The sequence below is a fragment of the Halodesulfovibrio sp. MK-HDV genome (assembly GCF_009914765.1).
Lineage (GTDB): Bacteria > Desulfobacterota > Desulfovibrionia > Desulfovibrionales > Desulfovibrionaceae > Halodesulfovibrio.
Genome location: NZ_WYDS01000005.1, coordinates 36,073 through 48,665 on the forward strand (window position 1 = coordinate 36,073; position 12,593 = coordinate 48,665).

Below are 12,593 nucleotides of genomic sequence, written 5' to 3' on the forward strand. Positions count from 1 at the left end.
CAAATGATCTCTTTTACGTCAACTATGTGTGCAGAAAATAATTTATTTAAATACTGTGTCTTACGGAGCTATATATGAGCGATTTTTGGATTTGTATTGGTGATATTCATGATGAGATTGCACGTCTTAAAGACATTCCCGAGCTTGCGCAGGCACGCGGGGTAATCATCAGCGGTGATTTGACCATGGCAAAAGGTATTCCTGCTGCTCGCCGTGTTATTGATGCTGTAGCTTCCATCAATCCTGTTATCTATGCACAGATCGGGAATATGGATAAGCCGGAAGTAACAGAATTTTTGCAGGAGCAGGGCTGTAATATTCATCGCTCTGTTGCTGAGCTTACACCGGAAGTTGCCATCATGGGTGTAGGAACTTCCAGCATTACCCCGTTTAATACAGTTTCCGAGACTCCAGACGACACTCTTGGTGAATGGCTGGACGAAACATATGCTAAAACAATGCAGTATGATGCAACTGTGGTTGTGGTGCACGATGCTCCGTTTGATACCAGTTGTGATGATCTTGGAAATGGCGTGCATGTTGGCAGTAAAGCAATTCGTGCATTTATTGAAAAGGCACAGCCGCAGCTCGTTCTGTGTGGGCACATTCATGAAGCACGTTCTGTAGATTCCATTGGTAAAACTACCGTAATTAATACGGGTATGTTGTCTGATGGTGGATATGCAAAGATTACAGTTAAAGATTCTACACTTTATGCTGAACTTTGCATGATGTAGCGACTCAGTATGATGCGGGCGTGTATAAAAAAAATGTATAGAGTGCAGTCTGCATTATGTGGATGTTTCAAGAATATAGTATGTTAATAGATATAAATGTGTCATGTTACTTAGTGCAGGTATTTTTTTCAAAAAAATATGTTGACAGTTGCAGGCGTCACGTATAGTTATGTCCACCTCGAGAGGGAATTGCTTTCAGAGCAAGGACCGCATCGTAAACAAGCTATGACGCGGGGTGGAGCAGTTCGGTAGCTCGTCGGGCTCATAACCCGAAGGCCGCAGGTTCAAATCCTGTCCCCGCTACCAATATTTGACCCCCCTGCTATGCAGGGGGGTCATTCTGTTATGTACTCCCGGCGTTAACTCACGATAAGGAGATCGCACATGGCAAAAGAAGAAGCCATTCAAGTAAACGGTGAAGTTATGGAAGCGTTGCCGAACGCAATGTTTCTCGTTCGCCTCGAAAATGGTCATCAATGTCTCGCCCACATCTCCGGTAAAATGCGTAAATTTCGTATTCGCGTACTGCCAGGAGATACAGTTACTGTAGAACTTTCACCTTATGACCTCACACGCGGTCGTATTACCTTCCGTCCTCGTTAGGTTCGACATATAAGGCGTTCGTTTTTTTAAGCGTAACGAATAAAGCCCGCTCTAATTAAATTAGAGCGGGCTTTGTTATTTCTATAGTATAGCGAGGAGCAACGCTCCTCCTGTAACTATGAAGGAATATGCATTGAGCGGCCTTCCTGAACAGCATGACAGGCACAGAGTGTACCGTTATCAAGTGTCAATGGATGTGGAACTTCGTTCACACAACGCTGGTTGGCAAGGCGACAACGACCATGGAAAACACAGCCTGTAGGCAGGTCGATCGGGGTCGGAACGTCACCGGTAAGCTTAATGTGAGAAAAGCCTTTTTTGCCCATACGCGGAATCGCAGACAACAGTGCTTTGGTGTACGGGTGCTGCGGGTTAGCAAACAGCTCTTTTGCGTCTGCCAGTTCACACAGGGAACCGAGGTACATTACAGCAACTCTGTTTGAGATATGCTCAACAACAGACAAGTCATGACTAATGAACAAGTACGTAAGGTTATGGTCGCGCTGTAAGTCCATCATCAGGTTAAGAACCTGTGCCTGAATGGACACGTCGAGCGCAGAAATAGGCTCGTCAGCTACGATAAACTCAGGTTTGAGAACAAGTGCGCGTGCAATGGAAATACGCTGACGTTGGCCGCCAGAGAATTCGTGCGGATAGCGTACGCCCCAAACAGGATTAATACCAACCTGTTCCATTACGTCTGCCACACGCTGTTTTACTTGCGCATCGGTGTATTCAGGAAAATGAAAGCGTACAGGTTCTTCAAGAATCTGTGAAACTTTCATACGCGGGTTCAAAGATGCGTATGGGTCCTGAAAGATCATCTGAGCAGCGGTACGGAATTTCTTACGGTCTGCGCCGGACTTATTGTCCACACGCTCGCCGCGGTAAAATACCTGACCACCAGTTGGCTCGTACAGACCAATAACGGTACGTGCGAGGGTTGATTTACCACAACCGGACTCACCTACAACAGAAAGGGTTTCACCTTTCTGAATTTCAAAACTCACATCGTTCACAGCATGAACAATAGATTTCTTACGGGTAAGCTTGCCATTTTCGAATCCGAGCTGATCAAGAAATCCGCCGGAAATATCGAAGTGTTTTACTAGATTCTTAATTTTAAGAAGAGGTGTATTACTCATCGCCTACTCCACTACATGACAGGCAGCAAGGACGCCGGACTTTTTACGTTCGAGCTCCGGTACCACTTCAAAACAGATGTCTTTACAGTAGTCACACCGGTTGTTGAATGCACAGCCTTTAGGAATATTGGTAAGGCTAGGCATTGAACCGCGAATCTGGTTAAGACGGTCGCCTTCAGCGCCGTCCGGTAAAGCTGCAATAAGCCCCTGAGTGTACGGGTGGGTCGGGGTAGAACAGACGGTGTCTGTTGAGCCCAGCTCCACAATACGTCCGGCATACATAACAGCAATCTTTTCTGTAACCTGAGACACAACACCAAGGTCGTGTGTGATGAGGATAAGACCCATGTTATCTTTCTCGCAAAGTTCGAGAAGCAGATCCATGATCTCAGCCTGAATGGTTACATCGAGAGCAGTAGTAGGTTCATCAGCAACAATAAGCGCAGGGTCTGTCAGCAATGCAATTGCAATAACAATACGCTGGCGCATACCACCGGAAAATTCGTGCGGGTACTGCTTTAAGCGTTTTTCCGGTGAAGGAATGTACACTTTACGCAGTTTTTCCAACGCGATTTTTTCAGCTTCTTTTTTTGATAACTTACTGTGTGCAAGCACAGTTTCAATCATCTGCTGACCAACAGTCAGAACAGGGTTGAGTGTCATCATCGGGTCCTGAAAAATCATGGAGATTCGATTGCCGCGGATGGAACGCAATTGCTTGCTGTTCATCTGAGCAATGTCCTGACCTTCGAATATTACAGAACCGCTGGCGATAAAGCCCGGCTTGGATATCTGATTGATAATGGAGAAGCCGGTAACAGATTTGCCTGCGCCGGATTCACCAACAAGACCAAGGCGTTCGCCCTTATCTACAGAAAACGAAACGTCATTTACAGCTGTAAGCGCAATGTCACGCATACGAAACTGAACAACCATATTTTTTACATCTAAAAGGTGTTCCATTGTCCCTTAATCCTTGTACAGTTTTGGATTCAGGAAGTCCCTGACCCAGTCGCCAAGCAGGTTGATGGAAAGTACCAACAGTACGAGAATAAGTCCCGGAAACAGGGTAATCCACCAGCTGCCACTCATGAAGTAGGCAAAGCCAGATTTGATGAGAGAGCCGAGTGAAGGCTGGTTAACAGGCATACCGAGCCCGAGGAAAGAAAGCGCAGCTTCACTCATTACAGCGTTAGCAACCTGAACTGTAGAAATAACGAGAACAGGAGTCAGTGTGTTCGGAAGAATATGGCGGAACATAATTCGAGTTGGCCGAAGACCGATAACGCGAGCAGCTTCAACATATTCTTTTTTCTTCTCTGCGAGTACAGAAGCGCGGACAGTACGTGCGTACTGTGGCCATTCAGAGAATCCGATAACAAAAATCAGAAATGGAACAGCAACGTCTGCATAGCGGGACACGCCCAATGCAGCCTGCAAAATTGCTCCAAAGAAGATCGCAACCATGTAGGATGAGAAAGAAAGCTGAACATCGGCAACACGCATGAGGAAGGAGTCAATACGACCGCCTTTGTACCCAGCAGTTAGACCGATTGTGATTCCGAGGAAAGACTGCAAGGCAACTGCGCCAATGCCAATGAGAAGTGAGATACGAGTACCATATAAAATGGTAGACCAGATATCACGTCCCTGCGCATCAGTACCGAGCCAGAAAGAACTCATTCCGTCCGGAGTCCACATAGGTGGAATTTCAGCATCCATAAGATCGATTGCCGCACCATCGTATGGGTTCTGTGTTGCAAGCAGCGGTGCAAGGATCGCCATTGCAAGAAGAACCATTAAAACAAGGAAACTGCCGACCGCAACAGGGTCACGGCGGAAGCTATACAAGAAGTATGAATCCTTAAATTTTTGCCACATGGATTACTTCCTCCCCGAAACACGGACCATAGGGTTAACCAGGCCGTAAATGACATCCACTATTGTGTTCACGATTACAAAAAGAACACCAACAAAAACAAGGTACGCAACAAGTAAAGCCGTATCAGAACGCTCTACCGCTTCAATGAACATAAAGCCCATACCTTGCCACTGGAATACTGTTTCAGTGAGGATTGTGTATGCAATCATAATACCGAGCTGTACGCCACCCACGGTGATAACCGGAAGAAGGGTGTTTTTAAATGCATGCACCATAAGAACGCGGGTCGGGTTAAGACCTTTCGCATGGGCAAATTTAACGTACTCAGTCTGAAGTACTTCAACCATTTCAGCCCTGATGAGGCGAATGAAAAGAGGAAGCATGATTGAGGACAGCGCGATAGATGGAAGGATGAGGTGTCTAATTGCCTTCCAACTTAAAAAGTTACTTTCCCAGCCAGGGAACAGTTGTGCTGTCGGGCCGCGTCCATAGGACGGAAGCCAGTGCAACTCTACCGCAAATACATAAATCAGCAGCAGTGCGGTAAGGAAAACAGGAATGGATACCCCGACGATACTGGCGCCCATGAATAATCTGGAAAGCCATGATCGAGGTTTAACAGCTGCGTAGATACCGATAGGTACAGAAAGAACGATAACGATCAAGGCACTAGCCATGACCAGCTCTAACGTCGCAGGAGCTTTTTTCAAAATTACTTCAGTAGCTGGTTTGCGGTAAAAGAACGAACGGCCAAGGTCGCCGTGCACTGCTTTTTTTACAAACCGTACCCACTGAACAAAAACAGGGTCATTTAAGCCGAGTTGATCGCGGTATGCTTCACGCTCTGCAGCGGAAACGTTAATGCCGACCATCTCTCGTATTGGATCACCGAACGAATATTTAATACCGAACCCGATGATGGATATGACAACCATGACGATCATCGCCTGCGTCACTCTTCGAACAATAAAAGCAAACATATGGGGTGTTGGGGGTTAGAGGTTAATCCAAAACCCAGTCTGTTAAAACCGAAGAGAACCGGCACAAAGGTCGGTTCAGGTGGTTTCGCGCTGTGTAGCGGAGAACTGAGTAGTACAGGCGATGCCTGTTGTATCCATCATTAAAAATCGGGGCGGCAACGCCGCCCCGAACAAGTATTATTTCATTACGAGGTCGCCGAAGTATGGGTAGTTCATTACGTTTACTACCACACGAGCGTTCTCGAGGTTTTTAGCGCTGGCCCAGGAAAGATCCTGCCAGTGAAGTGGAATGAATGCAGCGTCTGCATTGAGGATGCGCTCGATTTCCTGAAGCTGATCACGGCGTTTAGCTGTGTCAGTTTCGGAATTAGCAAGAGTTACGAGTTCATCAACTTTAGGGTTGCAGTATTGACCGGAGTTATACTGGCCTGCGCCTGTCTCTTGATTAGGACAAACTGCAAGGTACTCGGTGAAGTTTGCGGAGTCTTCGGTGTCAGAGTGCCAACCGATCATCTGGATGTCAGCAGCGCGTGCGTCGAACTGATCCCAGTACTGTGCTTTAGGCATAGTTTTGAGGTTAACTTTGATACCGATGCGAGCCATCATAGAAACGAAAGCCTGAGCGATCTGCTCATCTTTAACGTAACGGTTGTTAGGAGCAATCATAGTTGCTTCAAAACCGTCAGCGTAACCGGCTTCTTTCATGAGAGCTTTAGCTTTTTTGAGGTCGTAGCGAGGTGTAAGTTCTGCTACGTAGCCCTGGTAGCCTTTAGGGCTCTGCTGAGCAGCTGCAGTACCGCGACCTTTGAGAATTTTTTTAACGATACCAGGGTTGTTGGTAGCGTACGCCATAGCTTCACGAACTTTAGGGTTCGCAAGAGCTTTGTTACGTTTCTGGTTCAGCTGGAACATGATAACGCGAGTACCTGGCATGGTGATCAGGTCAACGTTCTCAGCAGAATCAAGACGGTCGTAATCCTGTGGAGGTACAGGCATGATGAAATCTACGTCGCCGGAAAGAATGGAAGCAACGCGAGTAGCTTCGTTCTTAATAGGGCGCATGTCGATTTCGTCAACATTACCACGGGAAGTCCAGTAGTCAGGGTTGGCTTTGAAAACCATTTTAACGCCCTGTTCACGTTCTGCAACTGTGAAAGGACCAGTACCGGAAGCGTGGGAGTTAGCAAATGAAGGACCGGTTTTGCCGATTAAGCCTTTATCCTGACCATTTTCATCTTTCCCGGTGTAGAACTTTGAGTCCATTGGGAAAAGGTAGGTAGCCATGTTGATAAGGAGCGGGTAAGGCGCTTTGGTCTTGAGATCTACAGTGTAGTCATCCACAGCAACTGCAGGTTCAAAAACTTCGTAAAGACCTTTGTAGTCAATGGATTTCTTGAGACGATCAAGAGTCCATACAACGTCTTTAGCAGTAAATTCGTTACCGGAGTGGAACTTTACGCCTTTGCGAAGGTGAAAACGCATGGTCTTGTCGTCAATGCGTTCCCATTTAGTTGCAAGGCGAGGGTCAAAGCCCATTTCATGGTTCCAACGTACGAGCGGGTCAAATACTAAGTGAGAGTACTGAAGCATGCCGCCGGAAAGCTGTACATGCGGGTCAAGTGATACAGGGTCAGCATCAACAGCTAAGCGTAAAGTCTTAGCGGAAGCTGGCGCTGCAGCAAATGCTAAAACAGCGGCGAGAGCAAGCACCGTGAACAAACGTTTCATCCGAAACCTCCAAACTAGAAATACTTCTAACAACCTAAAACATATAGAGACCACAAAATTGTTTAAAGTGCGCATTTTGATACAGAGCGGCACCTTAACCAATATATAAAGCTCGAAATAAAAACCTGTCAGACCTTTTTAAGTCAAGCTTTTTTGCGATAGGAGAACCGATTGTGGCTAATGACGCGGGTTTACGGCGTAGTTCTTTGAGCAAACACGCAATAGGGCCTTATTTCGGTTTTTTCTTAAAAAACAGCAGGTAAGTGTAATCGTCTTGGTTGACGTCGAAAATAAAAAAAGTCCGTGCTGTATGGGGAATACATAGAAAATAGTAGCTCAGTATATACAAAACGTACTTTAACCATTTAGTTTTCAATAATTACCATTTACGTAAACAGTTATGAAAACCACGTGGGTAAGGAGAGATAAACTATTCGCCGTGCCGATTTTAGTACAACAGATGCCAGAAAATAACAACTTTTCTATACATTTTGCGCCATCACACTGTGATGAAAGTAAAATGTTGCCTGAGTTGCACTGTTATTTGTAGAGGTCGTACAGTAAATAAAGAATCGTTACTGCATGATTTTGCAGAAAAATATAAAGTTCACGTCGTAATTACAGTGGGAAAGACATACTTTTTTTTCTTTTTTTTAAAAGAATACAAAGAAAAACTGAGAGATAGTGATGTATATTGCAAAAATTACCGTTGATGAAGAAAAATGCAAAAGTGGCAATACAGGAGCGAAAACTTACTGACTTGTCAGTTTGTACAATATTGTTAGACCAGTGCTTTATCTATTGCTTAAAAAGGATAAAGATTTGACCTCGTCATGCAGAGCTTTTGTTGATGAAGCTGTTGATGATACTGTGAGTTGATAGGTTGCTTGTTACAGCAGGGATGGAGTTATCCAAAAGCATGAGTTGCACTACATACTAGTCTGCAAGCGGGCGGTTAGTGTATGAAGTGGGTATGTCGAACTTCAAGAGTATTCTGCAGACGGGAATTTTGATTTGGCACGAGGTGCCTCTTGCGGGATTATTCGATCAACTGTATCACTCAGACACAATAAAGATACGAAATGCTCACAGGCGCAACGACAAAGCGTGTGGGTAAGGAGAATATATATGCAGTTTCCAGAACCAAGTATGGAAGGGCCTCTTTCCGTTGAAACAGCGTTGGCAAACCGTCGCAGTATACGTGAATTTGCAGACGAATCGCTGACACCGGATTCCCTCGGACAAATCTTATGGGCAACCTACGGTGTGAGTGAAGAGGGACCTTGGAACCGCCGTACCGTTCCGTCTCCAGCAGCAATGTATCCAATGGAGCTTTACGTTGTAGCCGGTGATGTTGAAGGGCTGGAACCGGGTGTATACCGTTATGAAGCGCTCGGGCACTCTCTCGAAGAAGTGGAAGAAGGCGATTTGCGTGAAGAGCTTGCTGAAGTTTGCATGGAACAGGATTGGATTGCAAAAGCACCTGCCATTCTCGTCATTACAGCTGCTTTCGATCGTATTTCTCAAAAATTTGGCGAACGCGGTGTAGCGTACACCTTCTTTGAAGCAGGGCATATGGCGCAAAACTGCTATCTGCAAGCTGAAGCGCTCGGACTCGGTGTGACCGCAGTCGGTGCGTTCAAAGAAGAACATCTGATGGAACTTCTTGAGTTGCCACCTGAGCACAACCCGATGATCGTTATGCCGATCGGCTGGAAAGATTTCGAGTAATCGTATTTTTTTGCCTCTGGCAGGCAGGCGGCTTTTTGTTTACGACGTTTGCCTCCGGCGGGCAGGCGGGCTCAGCCCCCTGCACCCCCGCAAGGGGACTTGTCCCCTTAACCCCGATTATTCGCGTGGTAATTTGCGAGTGCTTATGCTGGTAGCCGCGAACACATTACCTTTCAGAGATGAAACGTTTGTTTAAAATATTTGAATGAAAAAGGGCTGTCCCCAAAAGATGGGACAGCCCTTTACTGTTTCTTAACTAGTTGTTCTGTAAAAAATTCTGTAACAGAACAATATGTCAGTAATAATTCCATAGAACGCACTTGGTTCTATATAGAGAGCCTCTCCGTATCCGAAAGTCGGCGTGTTCGCGGCTTCCAACGTAATCAATGGTAAATTTGATCGCGTATAAACGGGGTCAAGGGGCGAGCCCCTTGCGGGTGGAGGGCGGAGCCTTCCCCCTCGGAGAGTCTCTTACTTCTCGCTCCAAAGTACGCGGTTGCCTTTAACTTTAAGGCGTCCGAGACGGAGTCCTTTAAAATAGAGTCCGGTTTCCTTGCCTTTTGCTTTTACCTGCATGGACTGACCGGTAAGCAACCGTTCGATTGGTTCGGTTTCTTCAAGGTTGATGCCGTTGCCTTCTTCATATTCAGGCATGAGGGCGCGTAACCTTGGTGACGGACGTACTTCACCGCGAGCCATTTTGCCAATCGGGAAGCCTCTCCATCGGAAAGTCTCTGGAAAGTTATCGAGGGCATACTTCGGTAGGAAGAGAGCGGCTTCGCGAACATGCGCGAGTTCCCCTTCAGGAAGTAGACCTGCTTCAACGCCCGGCATGCTGAGTGCTTTGCGAGGCATGATGTCAGCCTTAAGACCGGCTTCGAACTCGTGTGGTGCTTCAGCGTCTTCTGGTTTTGTGAAGGCGGCAATATAGAAACCTTGAGCGCCGGATTTTTCCGGATCAACGCGAAGTGTTCCTTCGCAGCCACCAAGGTAAGGTTCTTCGAAAGTAAAGCCTGCTGGTGGTGTAATAGGCTGGAGCTTGAAACCAACTTCATCTAGTGCAAAGCGAACTTGTTCTTCGTTTTCCTGAACGTTAGTTGTACAGGTTGAGAAGACAACTTTTCCGCCGGGAACAAGAAGTCGGAATGCTTCCTGAAGTAATTTGCGCTGAATTCCAATAAGCGGTTTAACTTTGTCGCCCTGCCAGAGCTTGAGGACATTCGGATTTCGTTCTACGGTGCCCCATCCGCTGCAAGGTGGGTCGAGCTGAATTTTTTTCCATCCGCCGGAGGGCAGTGGAAAGTTTTCACCGGGGTAAGAGCAGGTGGCGGTATGGAGCAGGTTCATTGTAAAAAGATTTTGGCGCAGTGTAGCAAGACGGTTTCTGCTGGGTTCGTTGCCCATAACAAAACCTGTAGGGCCTACTAGTTGAGCCAGAAAGCCTGTTTTACTGCCCGGGCTTGCACACATATCGAGTACAGCATCTCCGGCTTCAGGGTTCAACACAACCGGTGGCAGCATTGAAGATCTGTCCTGAATGTAAATGAGTCCAAAAAATGCAGCGAGACTTGAACCAAGAGGTTTTGGTTCTCTGGTAATTTTTCGGGACCATTCAGAAAACGGTTCTGGATCAAAGTCGTAGCCCTGCGCGCGCAAAAGCTCTTCTACAAGTGGTCGCTCTTCAGGTGTACAAACAAGCCTGAAAGAACGGGATGAGGTTGTTACTGTCACAAAGTCTCCTGCTCGATCCAATTTATTTTAAAATTCTGCTTGCCGCTCTACCTTATGGTTGCTTCATCGATCAAGTGATATTATGGATGGGAAGCTGACTAGGCGAAATGAGATTTTTTTGTTAAACGATTTACAAAATTTCATACAAAAAAAGTTAGATATAGGCATGGTAGCAGTATTTATCAGCTGCGATGTCCTTTTGGAAAAGCTTTGGCAAACATTCTGTACGTTGCAATACAGATCTGCTTTTCCGCGTAACCTTGCGACTAAGCTGGATAAATACGCTTATCCGGCAATCATTTTTTAAGGAGATCGTATGCAATCTGTTATGCGCACTGTAATTTTGGCAGTGCTTATGCTGATGTTAAGCATTTCTGTAGCGTTTGCAGAGGGGGCAAAAACTTTTGGTATTGTTCCATTTTCTGTGAACGGCCCTAAGACTTTTACCTATTTAGAGCGTGCGATTCCGCAAATGCTCAGCTCCCGTTTATTCTGGAAAGATAACTTTATCCCTGTTGATGCTATTGCTTTGGATGGTATTACTGCTCCTACGAGTAATGCAGAAGCACAGAAAGCTCTCTCAGATGCCGGCGTTGACTACCTTATATATGGTAGCGTGAACATTATTGGCGACCAGTCTTCTTTGGACGTTCGTGTTGCTGATAGAGACGGAACTGTTTGGCCGCGTTCTGCTTCCAGTTCACTTAATGACATGATTCCTACCCTGCAGAACATTGCAGGTGCAATTAATACAGAAGTGTTTGACCGTCCTGATGCACGCGCACAGGCTGTTGAACAGGCTAAAAATCGTGTGAATCAGATGAACCCTGCGATTACTGTTAACCAGACATCTGCAAATCAGGAAGTTTATCTGAACCCTCAGTTCCGTTACGCAGGTGGTAGCGATTCTGAAAACCGTCTGCGTTCAAACGCTTTGCGTTTTGCTGCACACGGCATGGTTGTAGCTGACTTGACTGGTAACAAGAAGAACGAAATTGTGTTGATTGACAAACGGATCGTGCGCGTTTTCAACTTCGACAATAACACTCTTGTTCCTCTTGCAGAAGTGACACCATCCCGACGTTATGAGCTGTTAACTGTTCGTGCTAGCGACCTTGATCGTGATGGCGTGAAAGAGCTCATCGTAAGTGCAATGGATAAAGATCAGTCTTCGCTGACATTCTTTTACGCTCTTAAGGACGGCAAACTTGTAAAGTTTGCGCCTAGCATCAAAATGCTTGTAAACGTTCTGCCTCTTCCTCCGACTTACTTGCCAACTCTGATTGGCCAGAAAACTCGTAAGGGTGGCACTGTGCTTACACCGGGCGTACATGAACTTGCATTCATTAACGGCGAAGTTGTTTCTACCCGACGTGTTGCTGTTCCTAAAAAAGCAAACCTGTACAACTTTGCATGGGTACCTGACGAAGAAGACGGCGATAAAGTGGTTGTTCTTCTCCCTGATAGCGAAAAAGTTGCTGTTTTTAACTCCAAGTTCAACCGTATTGTTTCTTCTCCTGTTGCGTACTCCGGTAGTACTGTCAGCATCGAGAATGACGACACAATGCCTGGCCTTGGTAAAGACAAGCTTCTTATTCCTTCCAAGTACTACATTCCAATGCCGTTCGTTGTAGAAGATCTTGATCACAACGGAAAATACGAAGTTCTGGTTAACAAGCCTATTTCTGTGGCTGCTCAGTTCTTCGACCGCTACCGTTTCTTCCCTCAGGGCGAAATTCACTCCTTGCAGTGGGACGGTGTCGGCCTTGGCTTACAGTGGAAAACTCGTCGTATTAAAGGTGGCGTAATGGCTTACCAGATTGCCGACCTCGATAACGACGGTATCATGGACTTGGTTGTTGGTATTAACACCCACCCGGGTGCTACTGGCTTCGAAGCTCGTAAAACCATGGTTCTTGGCTACCCGCTTGATCTTACTAAAACCAATGCTAATACTCCTGCTTCCAGCGAATTCTCGCAGGAACAGTAGTAAGCTTACTTAGCTTGTTATGTCCCCGTTGCTTCGGCAGCGGGGACTTTTTTTTTGCTTCGACTT

General features: G+C 46.2%; 10 protein-coding genes and 1 tRNA gene. 5 read left to right on the forward strand and 6 right to left on the reverse strand.

Features of this window, described 5'->3' with window-relative positions:
- Nucleotides 1-74: 74 nt before the first annotated feature.
- From MKHDV_RS05115 to infA, 3 genes are all read left to right on the forward strand, one after another.
- Complete coding sequence (locus tag MKHDV_RS05115; RefSeq protein ID WP_160712927.1) at nt 75-737, forward strand: metallophosphoesterase family protein; 663 nt, start codon at nt 75-77, stop codon at nt 735-737.
- 229 nt (nt 738-966) lie between these two features.
- Nucleotides 967-1,043: transfer RNA gene (locus tag MKHDV_RS05120), tRNA-Met, on the forward strand.
- A 78-nt stretch (nt 1,044-1,121) separates the two neighbouring features.
- Nucleotides 1,122-1,340 carry a translation initiation factor IF-1 gene (infA, locus tag MKHDV_RS05125; protein WP_160712929.1) on the forward strand — a complete coding sequence of 73 codons (219 nt, stop codon included), beginning with the start codon at nt 1,122-1,124 and terminating at the stop codon, nt 1,338-1,340.
- Nucleotides 1,341-1,456: 116 nt separating this feature from the next.
- On the opposite strand, the gene MKHDV_RS05130 is transcribed toward infA, so the two are convergent.
- The 5 genes from MKHDV_RS05130 to MKHDV_RS05150 all read right to left on the reverse strand — a co-directional run bounded on the left by MKHDV_RS05130 (nt 1,457) and on the right by MKHDV_RS05150 (nt 7,075).
- Nucleotides 1,457-2,485 carry an ABC transporter ATP-binding protein gene (locus MKHDV_RS05130; protein WP_160712931.1) on the reverse strand — a complete coding sequence of 343 codons (1,029 nt, stop codon included), beginning with the start codon at nt 2,483-2,485 and terminating at the stop codon, nt 1,457-1,459.
- Nucleotides 2,486-2,488: 3 nt separating this feature from the next.
- The gene (locus MKHDV_RS05135) at nt 2,489-3,448 is read right to left on the reverse strand and encodes an ABC transporter ATP-binding protein (protein ID WP_160712933.1); all 960 of its coding nucleotides are present in this window, start codon (nt 3,446-3,448) and stop codon (nt 2,489-2,491) included.
- A gap of 6 nt (nt 3,449-3,454) precedes the next feature.
- Nucleotides 3,455-4,366, reverse strand: a complete 912-nt coding sequence (locus MKHDV_RS05140; protein ID WP_160712935.1) for an ABC transporter permease — start codon at nt 4,364-4,366, stop codon at nt 3,455-3,457.
- Nucleotides 4,367-4,369: 3 nt separating this feature from the next.
- Nucleotides 4,370-5,347, reverse strand: a complete 978-nt coding sequence (locus MKHDV_RS05145) for an ABC transporter permease (protein WP_160712937.1) — start codon at nt 5,345-5,347, stop codon at nt 4,370-4,372.
- 177 nt (nt 5,348-5,524) lie between these two features.
- The gene (locus MKHDV_RS05150; protein WP_160712939.1) at nt 5,525-7,075 is read right to left on the reverse strand and encodes an ABC transporter substrate-binding protein; all 1,551 of its coding nucleotides are present in this window, start codon (nt 7,073-7,075) and stop codon (nt 5,525-5,527) included.
- A 1,128-nt stretch (nt 7,076-8,203) separates the two neighbouring features.
- On the opposite strand from MKHDV_RS05150, the gene MKHDV_RS05155 reads away from it, so the two are divergent.
- Nucleotides 8,204-8,806: a SagB/ThcOx family dehydrogenase gene (locus tag MKHDV_RS05155; protein ID WP_160712941.1), complete on the forward strand. Its 603-nt coding sequence runs from the start codon at nt 8,204-8,206 to the stop codon at nt 8,804-8,806.
- A gap of 471 nt (nt 8,807-9,277) precedes the next feature.
- On the opposite strand, the gene MKHDV_RS05160 is transcribed toward MKHDV_RS05155, so the two are convergent.
- Nucleotides 9,278-10,537, reverse strand: a complete 1,260-nt coding sequence (locus MKHDV_RS05160) for an RsmB/NOP family class I SAM-dependent RNA methyltransferase (protein ID WP_160712943.1) — start codon at nt 10,535-10,537, stop codon at nt 9,278-9,280.
- Between the two features lie 316 nt (nt 10,538-10,853).
- Between MKHDV_RS05160 and MKHDV_RS05165 the strand changes: the two genes are divergently transcribed.
- Nucleotides 10,854-12,527, forward strand: coding sequence for a VCBS repeat-containing protein (locus tag MKHDV_RS05165; RefSeq protein WP_160712945.1), 1,674 nt, complete (start codon nt 10,854-10,856; stop codon nt 12,525-12,527).
- Nucleotides 12,528-12,593: the final 66 nt, after the last annotated feature.

Excerpts from the sequence above, each read along its gene's own strand:
- MKHDV_RS05115 (WP_160712927.1), top strand. The coding sequence starts at position 75 with ATGAGCGATTTTTGGATTTGTATTGGTGATATTCATGATGAGATTGCA.
- infA (WP_160712929.1), top strand. The coding sequence starts at position 1,122 with ATGGCAAAAGAAGAAGCCATTCAAGTAAACGGTGAAGTTATGGAAGCG.
- MKHDV_RS05130 (WP_160712931.1), bottom strand. The coding sequence starts at position 2,485 with ATGAGTAATACACCTCTTCTTAAAATTAAGAATCTAGTAAAACACTTC.
- MKHDV_RS05135 (WP_160712933.1), bottom strand. The coding sequence starts at position 3,448 with ATGGAACACCTTTTAGATGTAAAAAATATGGTTGTTCAGTTTCGTATG.
- MKHDV_RS05140 (WP_160712935.1), bottom strand. The coding sequence starts at position 4,366 with ATGTGGCAAAAATTTAAGGATTCATACTTCTTGTATAGCTTCCGCCGT.
- MKHDV_RS05145 (WP_160712937.1), bottom strand. The coding sequence starts at position 5,347 with ATGTTTGCTTTTATTGTTCGAAGAGTGACGCAGGCGATGATCGTCATG.
- MKHDV_RS05150 (WP_160712939.1), bottom strand. The coding sequence starts at position 7,075 with ATGAAACGTTTGTTCACGGTGCTTGCTCTCGCCGCTGTTTTAGCATTT.
- MKHDV_RS05155 (WP_160712941.1), top strand. The coding sequence starts at position 8,204 with ATGCAGTTTCCAGAACCAAGTATGGAAGGGCCTCTTTCCGTTGAAACA.
- MKHDV_RS05165 (WP_160712945.1), top strand. The coding sequence starts at position 10,854 with ATGCAATCTGTTATGCGCACTGTAATTTTGGCAGTGCTTATGCTGATG.